This is a genomic window from Methanocorpusculum bavaricum DSM 4179 (genome assembly GCF_000430905.1).
Lineage (GTDB): Archaea > Halobacteriota > Methanomicrobia > Methanomicrobiales > Methanocorpusculaceae > Methanocorpusculum > Methanocorpusculum parvum.
The window spans coordinates 100,372-119,268 of sequence record NZ_AUMX01000002.1 but is presented as its reverse complement, the minus strand read 5'-3'; the positions used below and the strand labels follow the sequence as shown (position 1 = coordinate 119,268).

The 18,897-nt window shown below is 54.4% G+C and carries 24 protein-coding genes and 1 tRNA gene; 6 read left to right on the top strand and 19 right to left on the bottom strand.

The window, feature by feature from the left end:
- Nucleotides 1–4 precede the first annotated feature (4 nt).
- Nucleotides 5–1,507: a glutamine synthetase family protein gene (locus H575_RS02440; protein WP_042697354.1), complete on the bottom strand. Its 1,503-nt coding sequence runs from the start codon at nucleotides 1,505–1,507 to the stop codon at nucleotides 5–7.
- Between the two features lie 198 nt (nucleotides 1,508–1,705).
- Between H575_RS02440 and H575_RS02435 the strand changes: the two genes are divergently transcribed.
- The 3 genes from H575_RS02435 to H575_RS02425 are packed head-to-tail and all read left to right on the top strand — an operon-like array spanning nucleotide 1,706 to nucleotide 3,776.
- Nucleotides 1,706–2,995 (top strand): proteasome-activating nucleotidase, encoded by a 1,290-nt coding sequence (locus H575_RS02435; RefSeq protein ID WP_042697352.1) that lies wholly within the window; start codon nucleotides 1,706–1,708, stop codon nucleotides 2,993–2,995.
- Nucleotides 2,995–3,414: a DUF5804 family protein gene (locus H575_RS02430; RefSeq protein WP_052319923.1), complete on the top strand. Its 420-nt coding sequence runs from the start codon at nucleotides 2,995–2,997 to the stop codon at nucleotides 3,412–3,414. The genes H575_RS02435 and H575_RS02430 overlap by 1 nt, the downstream gene beginning before the upstream one ends.
- A 38-nt stretch (nucleotides 3,415–3,452) precedes the next feature.
- Entirely contained in the window at nucleotides 3,453–3,776 is a 324-nt protein-coding gene (locus H575_RS02425; RefSeq protein ID WP_052319922.1) for a hypothetical protein, read from the top strand.
- 7 nt (nucleotides 3,777–3,783) lie between these two features.
- Here the strand turns inward: H575_RS02425 and H575_RS02420 are convergent, their stop codons facing one another.
- Nucleotides 3,784–4,539 (bottom strand): hypothetical protein, encoded by a 756-nt coding sequence (locus H575_RS02420; protein WP_042697350.1) that lies wholly within the window; start codon nucleotides 4,537–4,539, stop codon nucleotides 3,784–3,786.
- Complete coding sequence (locus H575_RS02415) at nucleotides 4,536–5,261, bottom strand: sugar phosphate isomerase/epimerase family protein (protein ID WP_042697349.1); 726 nt, start codon at nucleotides 5,259–5,261, stop codon at nucleotides 4,536–4,538. The genes H575_RS02420 and H575_RS02415 overlap by 4 nt, the downstream gene beginning before the upstream one ends.
- Nucleotides 5,262–5,411: 150 nt before the next feature.
- On the opposite strand from H575_RS02415, the gene H575_RS02410 reads away from it, so the two are divergent.
- Both H575_RS02410 and H575_RS02405 read left to right on the top strand, forming a co-directional pair.
- Entirely contained in the window at nucleotides 5,412–6,134 is a 723-nt protein-coding gene (locus H575_RS02410) for a small multi-drug export protein (RefSeq protein WP_042697347.1), read from the top strand.
- Nucleotides 6,131–6,814 carry a small multi-drug export protein gene (locus H575_RS02405; RefSeq protein ID WP_042697345.1) on the top strand — a complete coding sequence of 228 codons (684 nt, stop codon included), beginning with the start codon at nucleotides 6,131–6,133 and terminating at the stop codon, nucleotides 6,812–6,814. Before H575_RS02410 ends, H575_RS02405 begins: the two co-directional genes overlap by 4 nt.
- Nucleotides 6,815–6,820: 6 nt before the next feature.
- On the opposite strand, the gene H575_RS02400 is transcribed toward H575_RS02405, so the two are convergent.
- Nucleotides 6,821–7,153, bottom strand: a complete 333-nt coding sequence (locus H575_RS02400) for a hypothetical protein (RefSeq protein WP_042697344.1) — start codon at nucleotides 7,151–7,153, stop codon at nucleotides 6,821–6,823.
- Nucleotides 7,154–7,157: 4 nt separating this feature from the next.
- A complete protein-coding gene (locus H575_RS09245) occupies nucleotides 7,158–7,340 on the bottom strand; it encodes a hypothetical protein (RefSeq protein WP_095642308.1) in 183 nt (60 codons plus the stop codon).
- Between the two features lie 245 nt (nucleotides 7,341–7,585).
- Between H575_RS09245 and H575_RS02395 the strand changes: the two genes are divergently transcribed.
- Nucleotides 7,586–7,657: transfer RNA gene (locus H575_RS02395), tRNA-Arg, on the top strand.
- Between the two features lie 126 nt (nucleotides 7,658–7,783).
- On the opposite strand, the gene H575_RS02390 is transcribed toward H575_RS02395, so the two are convergent.
- The 14 genes from H575_RS02390 to H575_RS02330 all read right to left on the bottom strand — a co-directional run bounded on the left by H575_RS02390 (nucleotide 7,784) and on the right by H575_RS02330 (nucleotide 18,875).
- Entirely contained in the window at nucleotides 7,784–8,560 is a 777-nt protein-coding gene (locus H575_RS02390) for a hypothetical protein (protein ID WP_042697343.1), read from the bottom strand.
- Nucleotides 8,557–8,991: a hypothetical protein gene (locus tag H575_RS02385; RefSeq protein ID WP_042697340.1), complete on the bottom strand. Its 435-nt coding sequence runs from the start codon at nucleotides 8,989–8,991 to the stop codon at nucleotides 8,557–8,559. The genes H575_RS02390 and H575_RS02385 overlap by 4 nt, the downstream gene beginning before the upstream one ends.
- Nucleotides 8,992–10,257, bottom strand: coding sequence for a DUF58 domain-containing protein (locus tag H575_RS02380; protein WP_042697338.1), 1,266 nt, complete (start codon nucleotides 10,255–10,257; stop codon nucleotides 8,992–8,994).
- A gap of 3 nt (nucleotides 10,258–10,260) precedes the next feature.
- Complete coding sequence (locus H575_RS02375; RefSeq protein ID WP_042697335.1) at nucleotides 10,261–11,226, bottom strand: AAA family ATPase; 966 nt, start codon at nucleotides 11,224–11,226, stop codon at nucleotides 10,261–10,263.
- The gene (locus tag H575_RS02370; protein ID WP_042697330.1) at nucleotides 11,223–12,068 is read right to left on the bottom strand and encodes a DUF4350 domain-containing protein; all 846 of its coding nucleotides are present in this window, start codon (nucleotides 12,066–12,068) and stop codon (nucleotides 11,223–11,225) included. The genes H575_RS02375 and H575_RS02370 overlap by 4 nt, the downstream gene beginning before the upstream one ends.
- The gene (locus tag H575_RS02365; protein ID WP_042697327.1) at nucleotides 12,065–13,609 is read right to left on the bottom strand and encodes a hypothetical protein; all 1,545 of its coding nucleotides are present in this window, start codon (nucleotides 13,607–13,609) and stop codon (nucleotides 12,065–12,067) included. The genes H575_RS02370 and H575_RS02365 overlap by 4 nt, the downstream gene beginning before the upstream one ends.
- Nucleotides 13,606–15,315, bottom strand: coding sequence for a hypothetical protein (locus H575_RS02360; protein WP_042697324.1), 1,710 nt, complete (start codon nucleotides 15,313–15,315; stop codon nucleotides 13,606–13,608). Before H575_RS02360 ends, H575_RS02365 begins: the two co-directional genes overlap by 4 nt.
- Nucleotides 15,312–15,578: a hypothetical protein gene (locus tag H575_RS02355; RefSeq protein ID WP_042697321.1), complete on the bottom strand. Its 267-nt coding sequence runs from the start codon at nucleotides 15,576–15,578 to the stop codon at nucleotides 15,312–15,314. Before H575_RS02355 ends, H575_RS02360 begins: the two co-directional genes overlap by 4 nt.
- Nucleotides 15,579–15,705: 127 nt before the next feature.
- A complete protein-coding gene (gene arsB / locus H575_RS02350) occupies nucleotides 15,706–16,770 on the bottom strand; it encodes an ACR3 family arsenite efflux transporter (protein WP_042697318.1) in 1,065 nt (354 codons plus the stop codon).
- A gap of 4 nt (nucleotides 16,771–16,774) precedes the next feature.
- Nucleotides 16,775–17,152, bottom strand: coding sequence for an arsenate-mycothiol transferase ArsC (locus tag H575_RS02345; protein ID WP_042697316.1), 378 nt, complete (start codon nucleotides 17,150–17,152; stop codon nucleotides 16,775–16,777).
- Entirely contained in the window at nucleotides 17,149–18,030 is an 882-nt protein-coding gene (locus H575_RS02340) for a permease (RefSeq protein ID WP_042697313.1), read from the bottom strand. The genes H575_RS02345 and H575_RS02340 overlap by 4 nt, the downstream gene beginning before the upstream one ends.
- On the bottom strand, nucleotides 18,027–18,203 hold the full coding sequence (locus tag H575_RS09240; protein ID WP_155897834.1) for a hypothetical protein: 177 nt from the start codon (nucleotides 18,201–18,203) through the stop codon (nucleotides 18,027–18,029). Before H575_RS09240 ends, H575_RS02340 begins: the two co-directional genes overlap by 4 nt.
- Before the next feature lie 5 nt (nucleotides 18,204–18,208).
- The gene (locus tag H575_RS02335) at nucleotides 18,209–18,553 is read right to left on the bottom strand and encodes an ArsR/SmtB family transcription factor (protein ID WP_042697310.1); all 345 of its coding nucleotides are present in this window, start codon (nucleotides 18,551–18,553) and stop codon (nucleotides 18,209–18,211) included.
- Entirely contained in the window at nucleotides 18,546–18,875 is a 330-nt protein-coding gene (locus tag H575_RS02330) for an arsenic metallochaperone ArsD family protein (RefSeq protein ID WP_081406622.1), read from the bottom strand. Before H575_RS02330 ends, H575_RS02335 begins: the two co-directional genes overlap by 8 nt.
- Between the last annotated feature and the right edge of the window lie 22 nt (nucleotides 18,876–18,897).

Here is an 18,897-nt window from a genome sequence, read left to right as displayed (position 1 = left end):
TTGTTCAGGCGACGTGGATGAACTTTTCCACAAGTTCCGAGAAGGCTTTTGCGTCGCCGAGGATCCGGTCGGAGAGACCCTGATCATTGAATGCCTTCAGCTTTGCAGCCTGCGCTTCGAGAACGCCTGCCGGGAAGATCTCATCGCGTTCAAATATCTTGCGTTTGGCGATAAGGATGTCGGCAGACTCGGAACAGCAGGTCGGCAGCTGACGCAGGGTCTTGAGGAACGATTTGTACTCCTCGTTGAAGATGTTGCCAGAAGCGTAGAGTTCATCTGCTTTGGTAAGAGCGCCGTTCATGCCGAGTCCGTGGATAGCGCCGCAGATGAGGCAGGCGACGGTTTCGTAGATATCGGCCGAACCGTCGGCTACACGGTATTCGAAGGTCTGTTTGGAGAGTTTGTCGGCTTTGCGTTTGAGACCGAAGTTTGCTTCGGCAGCCATGTCGGTGGAACCCGTCCAGCCGAGAGGAACGCGAACGACGACGGACCGGTTCCGGTCACCCCAGCAGATGTAGGTCGGCGCTTCCTGGTGCGGGACAAGTCTGAGGTAGGAGGTGGGGATGGTGTTTCCAAACGCGGTGACCGCATCGCCGACGTCGAGGATACCGACGATCATGCGTTTGGCGGTGTCGGAAAGCACGCCGTCTTTGATCATGACGTTTTTGCCGTTCTTTTCGGCAAGCATGTGGAAGTGGAGGCCGGAACCTGCTTTACCGACGGTGATCTTCGGAGCAAAAGACACTTCTACGCCGTACTGGGCGCCGAGCATGCGGAGGATCCATTTGGCGATGATGATCTGTTCGACGGCAAACACCGGGCTTGTCGGCAGGAACTCGATCTCATGCTGCTCATAATAGTAGCCGTCTTTGGTGAAACTGCCGACTTCGGAGTGTCCGTATTTGATCTGGCCGCCTGCACGGGAAAGCATAAGCATTGCTTCGGTGCGCATTGCTTCGAATTTGCAGAAGGGACCTGATTCATGGTAGCCTTTCTGATCGCGTCCCGGATAGAGCGCCTCTTCTTCACAGATGACATAGTATTCGAGTTCTCCAAGACACTTGAACTCCATGCCGGTGTGTTTTTTGAATGCGGTTTCGGCCTGACGAAGGATATACTCCGGGGATGAATTGAGGGGACGCCCGGTGCTGTCATAGTAGGAACAGAGGATGTTTAAGGTCGGGACCTCGGAGAAGGGGTCCATGAACGCGGTGCTGTACCGCGGAACGACATAGAGGTCAGAGCTTGCTGCGTCGATGAAGGAGAAAAGATTGCTTCCGTCGACGCGTTCGCCGTCAGAGAGGATGGTGTCGAGATACTCTTTGGAAGAGATCGCAAAGTTCAGGGTCTTGAGTTTTCCGTCGCAGGCAACGTAACGGAAGTTGACCATTTTGACATCATTTTCTTCACAGAAACGGAGTATATCGTCTTTTGTAAAGTATTCCGGACTTTTTTTCAGATACTGTACTAAGTCGTTGGGGTTCATCAGGACCTCTGCATCGTTCATAGTATTATTATGTTGGTGTTTTTTGTATTAAGTCGAATAGGTTTTTTGCGGCGCCTTCACCGGACACGGGGAGCCTGCGGGACGGATATGGATACGTCATGATAAATATCGCGGCCGCACCGGTCTGACCGCCCTCTCACGGTAAGTGCTCAGATGCGATAGAATTTAAATCACGAACTCTAAACGTATCTACACTATATGGAAGACGAGATAACAACTCCCAATACTGCCCGCACGCGCGAGTCCCCTTTCTCCCCGGATGCCCTTGACTTCGGGGATCTCAATGACCAATACGCCAAGGTACGCGAAGAAGCACACTTCCTGAAAAAAGAGAACGATTCTCTCCATAAAATAATCAAAACAACAAAAACCGAGAACGATTCACTCAGACAGGAAAACAACAAGATCCGGATGGACAATGCCCAGCTGAAAAAGGAGAATGCCCAGCTGAAACGTCTGCCCTTGTTTGTTGCGGTCGTTTTGGAGAAACTCGACGAGAATGAGCTGTATCTTCGTCAGCTCGGCAACAATCAGGAGTATGTGACCCAGGCAAACCCCGTGCTTTATGCCGAAGTCAAGGCAGGGACCAAAGTTGCGGTCAACAACACGCTTTCGGTCGTCAAGATCCTTGGAAACACCATCGACGAGAGGGTCCGCGTGATGGAACTGGAAGAAAAGCCGACGATCACCTTCGCCGACATCGGCGGCCTGAAAAATGAGATCACCGAAGTCCGTGAAGCGGTCGAATATCCTCTGACAAGGCCCGAATCCTTCGAGAAGTTCGGCGTCGTCCCGCCCAAAGGCGTGCTTCTCTACGGGCCGCCGGGAACCGGCAAGACGCTGATCGCCAAAGCGGTGGCAAATAATGCAGGCGTTCCGTTCCTGAGAATGGCCGGGTCCGAACTTGTCCACAAGTACATCGGCGAAGGCGCCCAGCTCGTCCGCGACCTCTTCGAGATGGCACGTGATCTTGCAGAAAAGAACAACGGCGTCGTGGTCTTCATCGACGAGATCGACGCGGTCGGAAGTATGCGGACCAACGACGGAACATCCGGCTCGGCCGAGGTCCAGCGGACCCTCATGCAGCTTCTTGCCGAGATGGACGGGTTCAACAACCGCGGAAACATCCGGATCATGGCGGCCACCAACCGCCCTGATATGCTGGACGCCGCTCTCCTCCGCCCGGGAAGATTCGACCGCCTGATCAAGATCCCCGCGCCCGACAGCGAAGCCAGAATGCAGATCTTCAAGGTCCACATGAAGAAGATGGAGGCGGCAGGCTCTGTCTCCTGCGTCGATTACGATGAACTGGTTCGTATGAGCGACGGACTGACCGGAGCCGAGATCGAAGCGATCTGCCGCGAGGCAGGTATGCTTGCCATCAGAAACAATGATGATCTGATCACCAGCACGAACTTTATGCAGGCTATCCGGAAGGTCAAGCATCAGGACAAGGATGATGAGCGCCGGGATATAATGTATATCTGATGCGTCTGGTCTGTATTGGCAAAGCAGGAATCGATCTGTACCGGACCCTCTCGGACTCCGAGACGAGCCGGCACATCCTCCGATTCTACCATCCAAAAGAGATGCCCTGGGGCGTAACGCTCGAGGTGGCGACCGTGTCGAGCGGTCTGTCCCTCACAAGCGAGCTGCGCTGGTATATCATGCGTTATATGAGGGAGGTGCTCTTTGAAGATACGGAGCATACAGTCTATCTGACCCGCGATCTGGCACGCGAGGTGTATGAAACCAGATCGGCGGCTTTGATCGACGGCTGGAATATCTCGTTTCGGGTCGTGATTTTGAATGACGGGACCTCAGCGAGGCTGCCCGACGGCGTGCCGGTTCCCGACGGAGTCGTTCAGACATTTCGCGTCTGGGGTCTGGCGCGGGAACATCCATAAGATATAATCCGTCGAAATACTAATGGAGTAGTAACAGTATGGCACTTCATCTTTCTTTTACTCTGGATCCTGAGCTTGCAGAGCGGGTGGATATTTTTGCAAAGAAACAGGAGCTGGAGAGAAACGAGGCCCTGCTCCGTCTGATCGAAGGCGGCCTTGTGCAGGCCGAACAGGCAGGGATCGTCGCGCCGCCGCGGGAGAGGAGCTTTAAAGAGACGGCACGGATGCAGAAGAATATCGATATGCTGGTCCGAAACATCGATGAGCTGAAAAAAGAGGTGCGGGTGATGCATCATCTGCTGAATCTGCAGAAAGATGCGGCGGCGGCCAGACCCGCGCACCGCGGTTTTTTTAAGAAATAAGTTTTTTTTATTCGGTGACAACCACCTGATCCTCTACAAGGAACGGACTTTTCCTCAAAGAGAGGGAGAGAAGATAGGGGTAGTTTCTGCTCAGATACTCCATGTGGTCGAGCCATGCGGCAGTGAGCTGGCAGTATACCCGGTTGACGTCGCCTGTGAGGTGGGCCAGATCGGAGGCGGGCACGCAGAGGATATCGGTGCGGCAGGCGAGTTCTTCACCCAGGTGGAAGAGATCCTGCAGGAGTTTGGAGACGCTGTTTTGTTCAAGCAGCACGGGATTTTCGATCAGACGAAGCAGAAAATCATGCTTCTGCATGAACAGATCTCTGATCGCGATAAGGTCTTTATGGGTCGGATGGGTCTGGGTGCAGAAGAGCGACGCATGGCGTTTCGCCAGAGCGTAGTCGGTTTTGCTCCAGGTTTTTGTCACCTGCATGCTTTCGCGCAGTTTTTCCGGAGCTTTGTCCCATTGGACCATCTTTCGCAGGAGGGCGTCACCCATCTCGGAGAAGAAGAGGCCGATCACCATACGGGTCTTTTCCTGCTGTTCACGTTTCGTCCGCATCGTTAACAGACGGTTGATGATCAGCGTAACGATCAGGATGTTGATCGGCAGAAAGCCCAGACTGTTAAAAATGTATGATAAGGTGTTGCTTTCTCCATTATCTCCGAAGAAGAGGAATTTTACCGCGTACACGCAGATCGAGATCGCGATAAGAAGAATCGCGAGACGCGCCTCCCAGGTGAGTCTGATGGGTTTCATGCATACCCCTTTTCCCTGAGGAGTGCAAGACTCAGGAGTGCCCCCTCAAGAGTGCCTGTCTCGATCACAGGATTTCGGATGCCGTTTTCCCGGACTTTGTTCATAACAGCGTCAAAGTCGATGCAGCCTTCGCCGACGGCTGAGTGGCTGTCGTGTTTTCCGTCATTGTCGTGGAGATGGACATGCGAGAAGGGGACCTCGAGAAATGCCGGCAGGTTGCCGCACTCGTTGGCGTGTCCAACGTCCAGACAGAACAGAGCGCCGTCCAAAAGCCCGATGTCGTCAGGGGTCTTGAGGTAAAAATACCCCCAGTTCCCCATGTTTTCAATGAAGTAGGTGACCCCGAACTCGGCGGCGTCCGAGCGGATCTGGGCGAGGGAGGCGCGGAGGTTTCTGCCGGCGAGTTCGCGTTCATACTCCCATGCGATGTATCCCGGGTGGATGACGACGGGAGCGCCTACTTCGGCGGCGATCGAAAAGGTGTCATGGATGACCTCCACGGCGGCCCGCCGGATCGGTTCCAGGACAGACGCGAGGTTCACGCCGCGGGAGGGAGCATGGATACTGTAGGTATATGAGTATGAGTGAAGGAGTTCGGCGCCGGTGAGGAAGTGGGGGCCGTCGTCCATGATCTCGACGTGATCCGTATGGGGTGCGAGAGTATCCAGCACGGTGTCCAGGGGGTCTGAGTGAAGGCAGTGCGTCGAAATCGAGTAGTCCATATGAATACATATTGCCTGCCCGCACAAAAAATGATTCGCACACATAGCCGGAGTCAGAATGGTTTTACGCCGGACCTTGCGCCCGCATCCTATCGGAGATCCAAAAAGGCACCCGCCAACTCTTTATCATCCACGCACAAACACATAGGCATGAATACAGACGGGCGGACCGGAAAGGAGCTGATATACCGCATCCTTTTGCGTTTTTTCTATCTGGTCGTCCCGATCCTGGTCTATCTCGTTCTCCTCGGTGTGTTCTGGTTCGTGTTTCCTCCAGAGACAGGCGTGTTCAGTATGCCGCCAAGTCCCGAGTATCTCGGGCTTATAGGTCTGATGGGCGCCTATCTTGTGCCGCCGTTTGGCAAGGAGACGATCATCCCCCTCGCCCTCGCTCTCGGCTATCCGGTATGGGTCATCTTTCTCGGGGTTGTCGGGATGGATATCGTCACGGCGACGTTCGTTTCACTGAACTTCGATCTTCTGCTCAGGGTCCCGCTTATCGGACGGTGGATCCGGTGGGTCGTACGAACTGCTGACAAGGTCCTGCGAACCAAGCCTTGGGTGGAGCAGCTGGCAAGTGCAGGTCTCCTGCTGTTTATGTACATCCCTCTCCAGGGTTCAGGGTCGATCACCTGTTCGGTGATTGGGCGGCTTCTCGACTATAAACCGGCAGCCAGCCTGGGACTCGTGATCATCGGAAGCGTGCTCTCCACGCTTACGGTCGCTCTGGGAGCGTCGTCGGTGATCCAGCTGTGGCACATCAATCCGCTTCTGGGTATTGCCGCGGCGGTGATCATCCTTGCTCTAATCCTGGCGATAGCGTATGTCTGGAGCAGATTCACGAAAAGATTCTACCGTAAGGACGGAGTATGACCGAGGAGATCTTTCCTTATTATAAACCGCCGCTGAAGATCAGGGCCGCAATGACCTTTGGGATGTTTGGGCTTCTGGCCGTTTTCGTCGTCTGGCTGTTTGCCTATCTGCCTACTGAAATGTTCATTCTCGGCGTCTCTCTTTTTGCTCTCTACATGGCGCCCGGCGCCGGAAAAGAGAGTATCATCCCGGTCATGATGGGATTTGGTTTTCCCTGGTGGCTGGTTTTGATCGGGATCGTGATGATCGACATGACCCTGGCGGTACTTGTTTCGTTCAACTTCGATCTGCTGCTCAAGATCCCGCTTCTCGGCCAGATACTGCTGTTTTTCACCAGAAAAACAAATAATCTTCTTCAGAGAAAACCCTGGATCAAAGGCCTTTCCGTAGGGGGTCTGCTGATCTTTATGTTCACCCCGTTTATGGGTTCCAGCGCGATCGACACTTCGATCATCGGAAGGCTGCTTTCGATCCATCCGAAGATCATTCTGCCGATCGTGTTCTTCGGCAGTATCCTTGCCACACTGACGATGGCGTTTGGCGCAAGGGCGATCATCGATCTCTGGTTTGTGGAGCCGGTATACGCAGTAGGGGCGGTCGCGGGCGTAATAGCAGGTATTATTCTGATCTATATCTTCTGGCAGAAGTTTACCGCCCGCAGGTTTCCGAAAAAAGAGTGAAGTATCCTATTTTTTCAGATAGAGGATCCAGCCGATCCCGATCCCCATGACCGAGGTGATGACATAGAAGGCGAGATAGACGAGCGCCGAGTCATTGTAGAAGAGATACATGGCGGGGATGAATCCGGCGCCGGCAAGGATCGGCAGAAGGATAGCGGATTTTTTGATGCCGCAGAGAAGTCCAAAAACGATGCCGCAGAAAAGGCAGGTGAGGGGGTTCACTGCCAAGAGAAGGAACCATGCAGGCCCTCCTGCCTGAAGGAACATCGGCGGGAGGAGGTAATAGACAAGGCCGGTCAAGATAAGTGCGGCGCCAAGCGCCGGAATGAGGGGTTTCATGATCCTATTTGTTGAAGAGGAGGAGAGCTGCGCCGTAGAGGGAAACGCCAAGGGAGAGCATAAGGATCGCGGACTCGGGCTGGATCTTATGCATGAGGGATAAAACAAATACGGCAATTCCCATGGCGAGACCGATGGCTGTGCAGATTAGTCGCGGGTGATTGACCGGGGCTGGTTCCTGTGTCATGGATACACATATGTCCCTTCTTTTATATGAAAAGAACGGGGCGTTTTGCGGGAGAAAAAGCCTGCACCCGATACGGGAGTTATGCGCTCCGGGGCGGTTTTCCGGTCAGCACCCTGCCGTAAGCGGTCCTGCGGGGAAAAAAGTCTGCAGTTCTTTCCCGCGGCAGAGCAAATCCTGCCGATGAAAACGGTGGCTTTATATCATTCAAGAGGCTATCTAGTAGAGCACTTAGTGTGTAAACACAAGTCCCGGTAGGGTAGAGGATATCCTAGAAGCCTGCGGAGCTTTTGACCGGGGTTCAAGTCCCCGCCGGGACGTATCAGCCGGTTTTGTTGAACCGGCAGCGTCCATTTTTTCTGAGTTTTATGTTACTGTTATCTGCCGCTATTTACGGCAGCCGACTCCAAAAAAGAATTAAAAAAAAAGATTTTGTCTGTCCGTCGTCACTTCGCAGAATGCAGTGCAAAGGAGACGGTCAGCGCGGATCCGTCGAGAACGGCGCTGATGCTTTCCACATCGCGGCCCGAACCCTCGGCAAGGATAGAGGCCATCAGCGAACAGACCGGGCAGCCGACCATTGTACAGCACTTTGGCGACTGGGCCTGCAGAGCGGCGCAGGTCTTCTTCATCGCAAACTCCTCCAGAATTATGACGACGGATGTATCGGTAGTTTTGACCGTCACCTTTTCTGCCAGCGAAAGGGTATCGTTCATCACCTCGCTGATACAGGTTCCGATCCTGTCGATGCTGCCTGCGGGTATGATCAGATTATCCTCGCGTTTCAGCTGAGAAAGGAGAGGACTGCCAAGCGCACGATACTGTACCCCGTTCCAGTTCTCGGTGGAAACAAACGTCAGATCGGTCAGGATCACGGGGATACTGCCTCCCGTGACCGGATTGATCTGGATGCACTCATCCGAAGGGAGATAGCGGTGGATCGTGCTGCTCGTCACGCCGAGATCGGCAAAGACCGTGGCAAGATCAAGGGATCCGGCGACCGGCAGCATTTCGGTCAGTTTGACCGGAAGCGGCCGGCGGTCGGCGAGGGTCAGCAGAAGGATGCCGGTAATAAACAGCATAAATCCTGCAAGGAGCAGCAGAGCGCTGGTCATATCAGCGCGGTTGGTAAAGATATAGACAGTAAAGGTCAGGACCGCTGCGAGAAACAGTACGGCCGGCGCGAAGTAGACTGATGAGATCAGTGATGCTTTAAGTTTCATGTATTTGTTCCCTCAACTTCTTTTTTCAGACGATAGGCTCGAACGAAGATCACATAGAGGACAGCGAGCGTAAAGATCCCGGCGGCCAGGACAGGAAGAACGACCGAAAGCTGCATGGAAAAGATGCCGCCCGCGACTCCTGTTCCTGCAGCCGCAAGAAGGATCTTTGTGTCCGTTTTCACTCCGGCTGCAGTGAGGACCGTTATCATGACGCTGATGAGTAACAGGCCGGTAAAAACCGGCATGCCTGCGGTGAAAACGAGCGGGAACCCCGCTGCCGACAACAGCAGGACGCGCTGGTTTTGCGGAAGGGTGATGAAGGTGCAGAAAACAAAGGCCGCACCGATAATGCCGGCGATGATCCTCTGGTCGTTTGAGGCGCCGGCGACGGCGATGACTGCCGTGATGAATGCAGGGATCCGCAGATCCATTCAGACCATCTCCACGACATCTGCTCCGGCGAGGGTGAACGCAGTTCTGACCTTCGTTTCCCGCGGCGTTCCTGCGGCGCCGGCGACGAACACCGTCGCATGCCGCTGATGTCTTTTCGTTTCATTGATCAGATAAGTCATATGGCTCAGATCTCCAAGTGCGGCGGTCACATAGGTGATATGCGTCTGCTTTGCCATTTCTGCAGAGATACTGCCCATCTTCGATTCGAAATCAGTAGGCTTGCGGCCGGCACACTCCCGCATGATCTCGCGGACCCTCAGTTCGGTTTTGGTCGGATCCCTTGAAGTGATCATCGTCTCCCTGACAAGGGAAGACGGGTGACGCAGGCGGAAGAGATGTTCGCCCGTGATGATGCTTTCCGTCTCTTTGAGTTTTTCCAGGATCACACTGGTCTTCCCGGAGCTGATGATCTCAGGATCAGCTGCTCCTTTGAAGAAGACCACCGGGAAATTTTCCCCGATGTTGAGGCTTTCAAGAGCGCCGACGGCGGTTTCCGCAAAATGCAGGCGCAGTTCATCCGCTGTTCCCTCAGGCGGCAGATCGATGAACAGAGCCGGCAGACCGCCGGATGCATCCATCTTCAGACGGACGTAGAGCTCCTGATGTTTTCCGGAGAGTTTCCAGTCGATGTTACGGACACTGTCTCCTTCGGCGTAGGGACGAAGGATCCGGGTGTCATAGCCTGAAATGAGAGCAGGCCGGTCAAACTCCACGGCGCTCCACCCCGACCCCTGACCGACGGCAAAGTGCGTGGCTGTGATGCCGGTTGGATACATCGTAAGTTTCGGCAGCTCTGCGCCGCGTGCGATCAGCAGGGTCTGCGTGAAAAACTGATCACGGCAGGTTGCCCTGACTCCCTGAAAATAGGAGGAGCCGATCACCGGGAGTCTGAACCTGTAGGATGCCCGGCCGGCGGTGAATGCCGGCGAGCCTGAGACAAGGAGCGCTCCCGGCGGCAGAACGTCATCGAACGAGGCGGTCAGGCGGCCGGTCACGGCAGTGATCGCGGATGTGATGCTGATGAGCCCGTTCTGATCCACAACGGTCCTGTCGGCTTCACGGACAACGGTCAGCGAGAGGGCAAGACTGCGCAGGTTTGTCTGAAAGATGCCGGCGGAAAGCGAAACAAACACCAAAAGTCCAAGGCCCGCCGCCGCCGCCTCTGCTGAGTTCATCATCCATGCATACATGAAAGAGAGCAGGCTGAAAAGCAGAAGGAGTCCGGTCAGCAGTGTTGGACGCATGGATCATTTCACCGGCACGGTTTGAAGGATATCATCAATGACTGAATCCACAGTAATTTTGCTCAGGGCCGATTCGCGTTTCATGATGATACGGTGAGCGAATGCAAACGGCACGAGATATTTGACATCGTCAGGGATGACATACTCGCGTCCCTGGATCGCAGCATTGGCCATGGCGCTGCGCAGCAGAGCTAGGGACCCCCGCGTGCTGATGCCGAGTTTTATATCGGGATGATTTCTGGTGGCTTCGACGAGATCGCCGATGTAGGAAAGGATGTCGTCGCTTGCATAGACGGATCTGACCATCGCCTGCATGGCGAGGATCTCAGAAGGATCTTCGACAAGCTTGTCTTTGGAATCGAGGATCCCGGGATTGAGGGATCCTGCCATCCCTTTCTTCAGAACAGAGACCTCTTCCGCGACATCCAGATGCTTGATCCGGTAACTGAGCGTGAACCGGTCTTTTTGCGACTCGATAAGGTTGAACGTTCCTTCCATCTCATACGGGTTCTGGGTCGCGATGACGATGAACGGCGCGGGGAGGCAGATGGTTTCGTTGTCGATCGTGACCTGACGCTCGGCGAGCGCTTCGAGGAGAGCGCCCTGTGCTTTGGGCGTCATCCGGTTGATCTCGTCAACGAGGAAGAGGTTTGAAAAGATCGGACCTTTTGAGAAGAAGAATTTGTTCGTATCCTGCTGATACTTCTGGACACCGAGGACGTCCATTGGGAGAATGTCGACCGCACCCTGCAGGCGGCCGAAGTGTCCGCCGATGTTTTGCGCAAAGAATTTGCACAGTGTGGTCTTTGCAGTCCCGGGGACCCCTTCCATAAGAAGAGCGCCGTCACTGAGTAATGCAATGGTCAGAAGATCCATCAGGTCGTCATACCCGATGATGCACTGATGCAGTCGTTTTTTGAGATCGTCGTGGAAGGTGCGTATGGTATCAATGTTTTGCTGTTCTGTCATAAGCGGAATCTCCGGATGCCGATAACGGCTGTTAGAATGAAAAGAATGGTTATGAGGATGGTCCCAAGGGCAGGATATCTGTGCATCGCCCCAAGAAGAGGGCAGAGCCCCCCGCCTGATGTCGATGCCGAGTTGGTCTGATCGATTATGAGCTCCTCTTCGAGGAGAGCATTGATGAACTGGATATTTTCGGTGTGGGTACGGACAAGCATACTGTTGATAAAGACCGATGGATCAGCAATGACGATGACACGACCAGTACTAATAGTTTCTGATGCGATAAGAGAATAAACTTTCAGTGGTTCAGAGGCGTCGGGGATGTTGTTTTTGTTGGCGTCGACCCAGGAGAGATGGGAAGTTGCGGCGACGGTCTCGCCGCCGGTGACATACCCCGGGTAGTTGAAGGTGAGGGTGGTGACATTGGATCCAAAAAGATCGCCCTCTACCGTGCCGCGGAAAATGCCCATGTCTTTGTACTCCATGCTGGTTGATCTGACCGGCTGATCATGGACCCGGATGGAGCTGCCGATCTGTTCAAGAAAAATGTTGGCATTTCCACTCTGGTCGGCGATGATGACGGTGTTTCCCTCGTAAAGATACCGGGAAAGCCCGCCGAATTCAGTGCCCGGCGCGATGATAAGCAGGGTGCTCCCGCTGCCGGCAGGCAGATCGTCGTAGCTGAAAACTGATGGTTTGTCCGCTGCAAGGCCGAAGAAGTCCGAGGTCCCGTTCCAGTTGATGTTGTACCGGCTGTATTCATCGCTTGTCGTGGCAAGCTGACCGGCCAGGATCAGTCCGGCAAGGAGTATCAGGATCAGGGCTGCAGCGACGCGTTTGTTCATGTGTTCTCTTTAAGGATCTTGGCTGCAAGTTCAGCGAGGCTGGCGATGTCTTCAGGTGTGGAACCGGGAGAGTAGCGGACCTTTTCGTAGAGGGCGACATACTTTTTGATCAGCTCGCTCGGATTCTTCGGGTCGATGAGCTCTCTGGGTGAGAGGGCTTCGCTTGAACCAAGGAGGCCGCGGTTTTTGGCAATCGCGGCAGCCACAATTCTGAACTGCTCTGCGGCCCCTGCATTTGGATCCAGGCTGACCGTTTCAGAAGCCTGGACACGCGTCTGCGTCTGTTCCGGCTCTGCCGGCTGTTTTTCTGCTTTGGGAGCGTCGGATTTTTCACTGAACGAAGCTACGGGCACAAACAGCTCTTCTTTAGGCTTGGGAGCAGGCGTCTTTGGCACTGCCGTCTCCTGATTTGCCGGAGATTTTTTGCCGTTTCGTTTTTTCGAGCGGATGAAGAAGGCAACTGCAACGAGACCGACAGCGAAAACACTGATGATGATGATGATCGGAACGATAAATCCTGCGCCGTCATCTTCTGTTTCGTCCGGGATGATCACCTCAGGGGTGGGCGTTTCTGCAAGGTTCGTCTGTGTCGGTGCGGCTGTCAGCGTCGTCTGAGGCATGGTGACGGTCTGCACCGGGGTCTCCGCAGGAGTTTCTGCTGGGGTTTCTGCTGGAGTTTCTGTCGGTGCCGTTGTCGGGAGGAGTGCAGCATCCGCCGAGAGCCGGACGAGCACTTCGGCCGCACTGCCGAGCATATCCGCAGCCGTCAGCGGATCACCGCCGTTCTGCAGGGAATCGGCGGCGGTCCTAAGACTGGAGACGGTCAGGTTCAGTTCATCGGTGAGAGCGGCGGGCGCCAAATCAGCGGCAAGCCGGTCCCTTATGAGCGAAAGATCATCGATATGCTGCGAAAGCTGCCCGCCGGCGGCTGAGATGTCCGGTGAACCTGCGGAAAGGGAGGCCGCCGTGTTCTCAAGTGATTGGGAGACGGCTGCAAGACGAAGGAGAGATGTTTCCAGAAGCGGGAGATCATACTCGAATTCATCCGGATTTTTGCCGGCCCATGTATAGGTAGAGATCAGGGTATTTCTGATGCCCAAAACATCGGTCTCTGCCTGCGTCAGAGCAGAAACCGCCGCTGAAGTATCCGCACCCCCGATAAGAAGATCGGCTGCAGAGGTATCGAGACTGTTTTTGAGCCGGATAAGGTCCTGGACCTCGGAAGAAGCGAGCGGAGTTCCGGCCAAAACGGTGCGGACGGAGTCGATATCCGCCGAGATCAGGCTGATCTCAGCGGCAGCGGCGTGTGGATCCCCGGTTTTCAGAGAAGCGGCGGTGCTGTTCAATGCGGCGGCGAGAGCAGAAAGTTCCGCTGAGGGGCCAGTCGTCTGGACAGGGTCTGTCTCTTCGGCTGCGGCAGAGCCGGAGAAACCGCCGGCTAAGAAAAGCGTGAGGATCAGCAGAAGAACTGCCGATCTTTGAACGATCCCGGGTATGCCGGATCGTTTCGTGGTCAGAAACTTATGTTGAGCATGTGTCATGTATAGCCCTCAATGATCTGTTTAGAAAGACGCTCCAGATGTTTTATCTGGTCGTGACCTGCCGAAACGTTCGCATAATGGAGATACTCATACGTTGATATAAACTCTTTGATGTTCTCGTTTGGTGCGGAAAGCGCGGCCAATAACTCCCGCGGTGTCAGAACGGCAACGTTTGCTATCCCTGATTTTCCTGCAAGGAAGACCGAGGTCTTCCTGTAGAGGCGGCGAAGGGGATCCGCATCAGGATCCTCTTTTTTAGTGACGGCGTCACGGATCTTTTTCAACGGCCCGGAAGATTTAGGCGCTGGTTCGAGGGTCAGCGGCGGAGCTTTTCCGGAGGCGTATTTTGGTCTCCGTTTTACGACGAAACGAATCCCCAAAACGAGAAGAACGCCGCAGGCGGCGATAAGTATGATATAATATATGGTCGGATCAAGTATCGTGACCGGATAGAGTTCACTCATGCTTTCCTCGAGAGGGAAGGAGACGTCGTCAAATATTGCGTAGAACGCGTAGCCTCCGTCGATGAGCTCAGCCGAGACATTCCAGATCCCGTTTGCATTGGTGATGCCTGTCCCGATGAGGATATGATCTTCAGAGTAGACAGTTACCGGCGCTCCGACGACCGGGAGGTCGTCTTCAGTCAAGAGCGAGCCGTAAAGCGTGAGTTTTCGGTGGAGTTCGCCGTTTTCCTGCTGATCTTTGAGGATAGCAACGACCGAGGGCTGTGAGAGGATCGTGATATAGACCGGTTTGGAGGTGATGCCGCCCGACTGAGCGGTGACCGCGTGGATGCCTTCGGCTATCCTGCCGATCTTCAGTTTTTTCGTGTAGTATCCGGCACTGTCGACCGATGCTGTTCCCCAGAGGGTGGTGTCCCAGTAGATGTCAAGGCTCCCCTGGGTTCCCCGTGCGATGCCCGAGATCGTGAGGGTATCGCCGTAGCGTGCGATCGAAGGATCGACCGAGATGGTGATGGACCCGGAGGTGTCGGTCGTGGTCCCGGAGGTGTCGATAATGACGATATTTCCTTGTGCATCTGTCGTGACGGTGAGTTTTCCCGAAGTGGCGGCAATTATGACCTGGCTGAGGAGCGGGACCGAAGACTGGAGTTTGGCCGGATCGAGCCCGTAGGCGGCCGAGATCTGCTGCATGATCTCTGCAGATCCTGCGTAGTTTTCTGCGGTCAGGGCAAGTTCGCCGTAAATGAGTTTGGATTCTGCTGCAAGCTCATAGAGGGCCGCAGTATTTCCATCGGATGCATACTGACGTCTGAGGTGATCGATCTCTGCAAGACGCACCACATCCCCCTGGATAATCCTGATGGATGTTCCAAGAGCAGCCGATTCTTTTCGGAACTGGTTTATCTCGGTCTGGGTGAGTTTGATCTTTCCCAGATTGGTCCCAAGCCGGCTGACCGTATTTTCATATGCGGCGAGATACCGGGCAGCATACTCGGGATCATTGAGATAGAGCTGATAGACCGCATCATAGGAAAGGCCGATGATATCTCCCATGAGAGGAAGAATGGTCTCGGCCTCTTCGGTCGTCATGACGGCGATCGTGGACGGATCGGCGTGGCTGGAGGTGTTGGTATGTCCCTCGGCAGCGTAGAGAAGCGTTCCCCCGCCCGCAACGAGCGTGATCAGCATGACGGCCGCAATAACGGCGAGGAGTGCGGCGGCGGCGGCGGGGTTTGCCTTCATTTTGCGATGATCTCCACGATTTTTATGATGATGATGAAGGCAAAGATGCCGACGCCTGCAATGCCGATAAGGCGCTGCCAGCGGGCGCTTTTCGGCCGGAGAGTGGTGACGACGAAGAACTCGGTGATGATCAGAAAGCCGATCAGCCAGAGTACAAAAAAGATCTCGATATTGATGGTCCGAGCAAGTATCATGATCGAAGCAACGGTCCCCATCCATGCAAGGAGAAGGGATGCGGCGATCAGAGTTTTTGACGGAGCCATGGGTAGTTAACTGTTATTGATTTAAGGAGGGTAATAGGTTTTGGTTTGGATCGTCCGGGAAGCGGCGGAAAGAAAAAAAGAGGGGCGGTTGTGTTCTCCTGACCAGCACTCTGACATAGGGTTATGATCAGCACTGATCCAGCTCCCGATTCAAGAACCTGTCCTTCGTCGCGTTCGCAAACTTAACAAGCATGAGCATCACCGGCACTTCGACGAGCACCCCGACGATCGTCGCGAGAGCGACCGGACTGTTCGTTCCGTACAACGCTATCGAAACGGCGACGGCTAATTCGAAGAAGTTCGAAGCGCCGATCATACCTGCCGGGGCTGCAATACTGTGAGGGAGATTCAGGAACCATCCCGCGCCGTATGCGATACAGAAGATCAGGATCGTCTGGATGATCAGCGGTACGGCGATCAGAAGAATATGCAGTGGATTTTCCGTAATAACGGTTCCCTGATACGAGAAGATGATCACGAGGGTAAGCAGCAGCCCGGCGATGGTGATGTTGTCGAACTTCGGGAGGAACGTTTTGGTAAAATACTCCTCTCCTTTTCTCCTGATGAGATACATCCGGGTGATCACTCCGCACAGGAGAGGGATCACCACAAATAGAACCACCGAAAGAAACAGTGTGACCCACGGGATGCTGATCCCGCCGATCCCAAGAAGGAAGCCGACGATCGGAACGAAAGCGACAAGAATGATCAGATCATTGGTCGCGACCTGGACGACCGTATAGGCGGCGTTTCCTTTCGTCAGATGACTCCATACAAAAACCATCGCCGTACACGGAGCTGCGCCTAAAAGCACGGCGCCGATAAGATAATCCCGGGCGAGTTCAGGAGGAATGAGGGCGCTGAACACGATATAGAAGAAGAATGCCGCGATCGCAAACATCGTGAACGGTTTGATCAGCCAGTTCACGACCCAGGTAAGGACGAGCCCTTTGGGATTTTTTCCGACGTATTTCACGCTCTTGAAATCCACCTTCAGCATCATCGGGTAGATCATGACCCAGATGAGTATCGCGATCGGGATGGAAACGTTTGCATACTCGAACGTGCCCAGGAATTCCGGAACGAACGGCACGAACCTGCCGATCAGAACGCCGGCGATCATGCAGATGATTACCCAGAGGGTAAGATATTTAGCAAAGATCCCAAGGCCTGCGGTTGTGTTTTTTGTCATAGCATCACCCTTTCAATGATTGTATGTTCGCTTCGATCTCGGCGATCGCGAGGCGATACGCCTCCTCGCCTTTTCCGACCGGGTCGTCGATGTGCCATTCGATCCGCTGTGTTCCGGGAACGACGGGGCAGGCGATCCCGCAGCCTATCGTGACGATGATGTCGATCTTTGGAAGGTCGGAGAACTTTTTCGGCCGATTTGTCGAGAGATCGATACCGTAGATCTCCTGCATGAGGCGGACGGCGGTCGGATCAACTTTGTCGCCCGGCTCGCTCCCGGCAGAATAACAGGTGAACCTGTCGCCGCCGAGATGCCGGCAGAGCGCTTCAGCGATCTGTGATCGGCAGGAGTTTTTGATGCAGAGAAAGGCGATCCGTTTCATACGATCACCTGCACGACTAATCCGGTCACCACAGCCGCAATAAAAATCGTTGCGACAAACACCAGAACGAACTGTTTTTTGAATATCGCGGAAAGCATCGTGATCTCGGGAATACTCATGCCCGCCCCGCCGATCAGAAGAGCGGCCACGGTCCCCACCCCCATTCCTTTACTCAAGAGAGCGGCGCTGATCGGGAGGATGGTCTCCGCTCTGATGTAGAGCGGGATCCCGATGATCGCGGCGATGGGGATCGCGAACAGATTCTGTGGACCCGCGACTGCCAAGATCCAGTCGGCCGGCAGAAATCCGTAGATGAATGCCCCGATCGCGGCTCCAAGCAGGAGGTAGGGGATCATCTGCCGAAACGTCGTCCAGGCAAACCGTACGATCCTCTGGAGTTTCGTCCCGGTCTCTTCGGTCATTCCTTCGACTGCGACCGGTTTAACATATTTTTTGAACCCGAGCCGCTCAAGAGTGAGGCCGATGACGACTGCCGCCGTGAACATGAGAACAGCATATACAACGGTGATCTGCGGGCCGAAGATGACGAGCATCATCGCGATTATCACCGGGTTGAGAAGGGGGGACGCGAACAAAAAAGACATGGCGCTCGAAAAGGCCACGCCGGATTTCAGAAATCCGAGCGTTACCGGGATCGTCGAGCAGGAGCAGAACGGGGTGATCGCTCCAAACGCGGCGCCGATCACGCTTCCTCTGACCGAGCCGAAATGCCCGAGGACTTTCTGCATCTTCTCTTTAGGGACATAGACGTTGAGTGCCCCGACGATCAGACAGACGACGATGAAAAGCGCCGTAAGTTCCAGAGCTATGATCAGGAAATACTGACCGGCCGCGAGGAGCGTTTCTGCAAAATTCATTCAGATTTTCCGGAACAACAGCAGTTTTCTCCGCATTGATCTTTCGATCCGGCTTCATCATCGCAGCAGGATTTTTCCGGCACGATTTTCACATTGCAGCAGCACGAGCAGTTTTCTGCGGTGATGGCTTTCTTCAGCTTTCCAAATATTGAGGTCTTTTTTTCTTCGGTCATGATACTCACATCTTTTCACAGGGTCGGGTTTCTCTAAGTCTTTTCAAGGTGTCTTTGTCGGTTTTTGTCGTCGGCAGGTCGGCGCAGATCTTTTCCAGGGCAGTGCACAACTCAGGATACTGGGCGAAAAATTCATCGCTGATTTTGTAGTATGCCCATTGTGCCTGTTTTCTGCTCTGGATGATGCCGGCGTTTTTCAGGATCGCGAGGCTGCGCGAAGCGTTCGGCTGGGAGAGGGAGAGCGCCGCTTCGATCTCGCAGACGCATAATTCATTACCCTGCAGGAGTGCAAGGATCCGCAGTCTGGTCGCATCGCCGCATGCCTTGAAGATCGTTTCCGGATCACTCATCGCATTCATATCCGGGAATACAGCAGGAGCAGCAGTGGGTTTTTCGTTCGATGAGGTGGTCGGAGACATGCAGGATCTGTTTGACCTCTTCATCGGTCGGATACCTGCCGGTGATCATGACAAAGTCATTGACAACGACCGCCGGAAGGATTTTCTCGCCGTGCCGTGACATAAGACGGACGATGTTTGGGTTGGCATCGCATGTTGCCCGCTCTATCAGAATGCCTTTGGGTTTGAGCCGGTCGATGATCTCAGTGATCCGGATGTACTCGGGATCGGTCGTGTCCGGGTCTTGTGCTTCGTAAAGACACATTGATGACATATATTATTATATTCACATATTT

Bases quoted from the DNA above. Each gene is read 5' to 3' on its own strand.
- H575_RS02440 (WP_042697354.1), bottom strand. From the start codon at position 1,507: ATGAACGATGCAGAGGTCCTGATGAACCCCAACGACTTAGTACAGTAT.
- H575_RS02400 (WP_042697344.1), bottom strand. From the start codon at position 7,153: ATGAAACCCCTCATTCCGGCGCTTGGCGCCGCACTTATCTTGACCGGC.
- H575_RS02355 (WP_042697321.1), bottom strand. From the start codon at position 15,578: ATGGCTCCGTCAAAAACTCTGATCGCCGCATCCCTTCTCCTTGCATGG.
- H575_RS02345 (WP_042697316.1), bottom strand. From the start codon at position 17,152: ATGAAACGGATCGCCTTTCTCTGCATCAAAAACTCCTGCCGATCACAG.
- H575_RS02370 (WP_042697330.1), bottom strand. From the start codon at position 12,068: ATGAACAAACGCGTCGCTGCAGCCCTGATCCTGATACTCCTTGCCGGA.
- H575_RS02410 (WP_042697347.1), top strand. From the start codon at position 5,412: ATGAATACAGACGGGCGGACCGGAAAGGAGCTGATATACCGCATCCTT.
- H575_RS02420 (WP_042697350.1), bottom strand. From the start codon at position 4,539: ATGAAACCCATCAGACTCACCTGGGAGGCGCGTCTCGCGATTCTTCTT.
- arsB (WP_042697318.1), bottom strand. From the start codon at position 16,770: ATGACAAAAAACACAACCGCAGGCCTTGGGATCTTTGCTAAATATCTT.
- H575_RS02335 (WP_042697310.1), bottom strand. From the start codon at position 18,553: ATGAGTGATCCGGAAACGATCTTCAAGGCATGCGGCGATGCGACCAGA.
- H575_RS02365 (WP_042697327.1), bottom strand. From the start codon at position 13,609: ATGACACATGCTCAACATAAGTTTCTGACCACGAAACGATCCGGCATA.
- H575_RS02340 (WP_042697313.1), bottom strand. From the start codon at position 18,030: ATGAATTTTGCAGAAACGCTCCTCGCGGCCGGTCAGTATTTCCTGATC.
- H575_RS02385 (WP_042697340.1), bottom strand. From the start codon at position 8,991: ATGGATCTGCGGATCCCTGCATTCATCACGGCAGTCATCGCCGTCGCC.
- H575_RS02430 (WP_052319923.1), top strand. From the start codon at position 2,995: ATGCGTCTGGTCTGTATTGGCAAAGCAGGAATCGATCTGTACCGGACC.
- H575_RS02330 (WP_081406622.1), bottom strand. From the start codon at position 18,875: ATGTCATCAATGTGTCTTTACGAAGCACAAGACCCGGACACGACCGAT.
- H575_RS02435 (WP_042697352.1), top strand. From the start codon at position 1,706: ATGGAAGACGAGATAACAACTCCCAATACTGCCCGCACGCGCGAGTCC.
- H575_RS02405 (WP_042697345.1), top strand. From the start codon at position 6,131: ATGACCGAGGAGATCTTTCCTTATTATAAACCGCCGCTGAAGATCAGG.
- H575_RS02375 (WP_042697335.1), bottom strand. From the start codon at position 11,226: ATGACAGAACAGCAAAACATTGATACCATACGCACCTTCCACGACGAT.
- H575_RS02425 (WP_052319922.1), top strand. From the start codon at position 3,453: ATGGCACTTCATCTTTCTTTTACTCTGGATCCTGAGCTTGCAGAGCGG.
- H575_RS02360 (WP_042697324.1), bottom strand. From the start codon at position 15,315: ATGAAGGCAAACCCCGCCGCCGCCGCCGCACTCCTCGCCGTTATTGCG.
- H575_RS02390 (WP_042697343.1), bottom strand. From the start codon at position 8,560: ATGAAACTTAAAGCATCACTGATCTCATCAGTCTACTTCGCGCCGGCC.
- H575_RS09245 (WP_095642308.1), bottom strand. From the start codon at position 7,340: ATGACACAGGAACCAGCCCCGGTCAATCACCCGCGACTAATCTGCACA.
- H575_RS09240 (WP_155897834.1), bottom strand. From the start codon at position 18,203: ATGACCGAAGAAAAAAAGACCTCAATATTTGGAAAGCTGAAGAAAGCC.
- H575_RS02415 (WP_042697349.1), bottom strand. From the start codon at position 5,261: ATGGACTACTCGATTTCGACGCACTGCCTTCACTCAGACCCCCTGGAC.
- H575_RS02380 (WP_042697338.1), bottom strand. From the start codon at position 10,257: ATGCGTCCAACACTGCTGACCGGACTCCTTCTGCTTTTCAGCCTGCTC.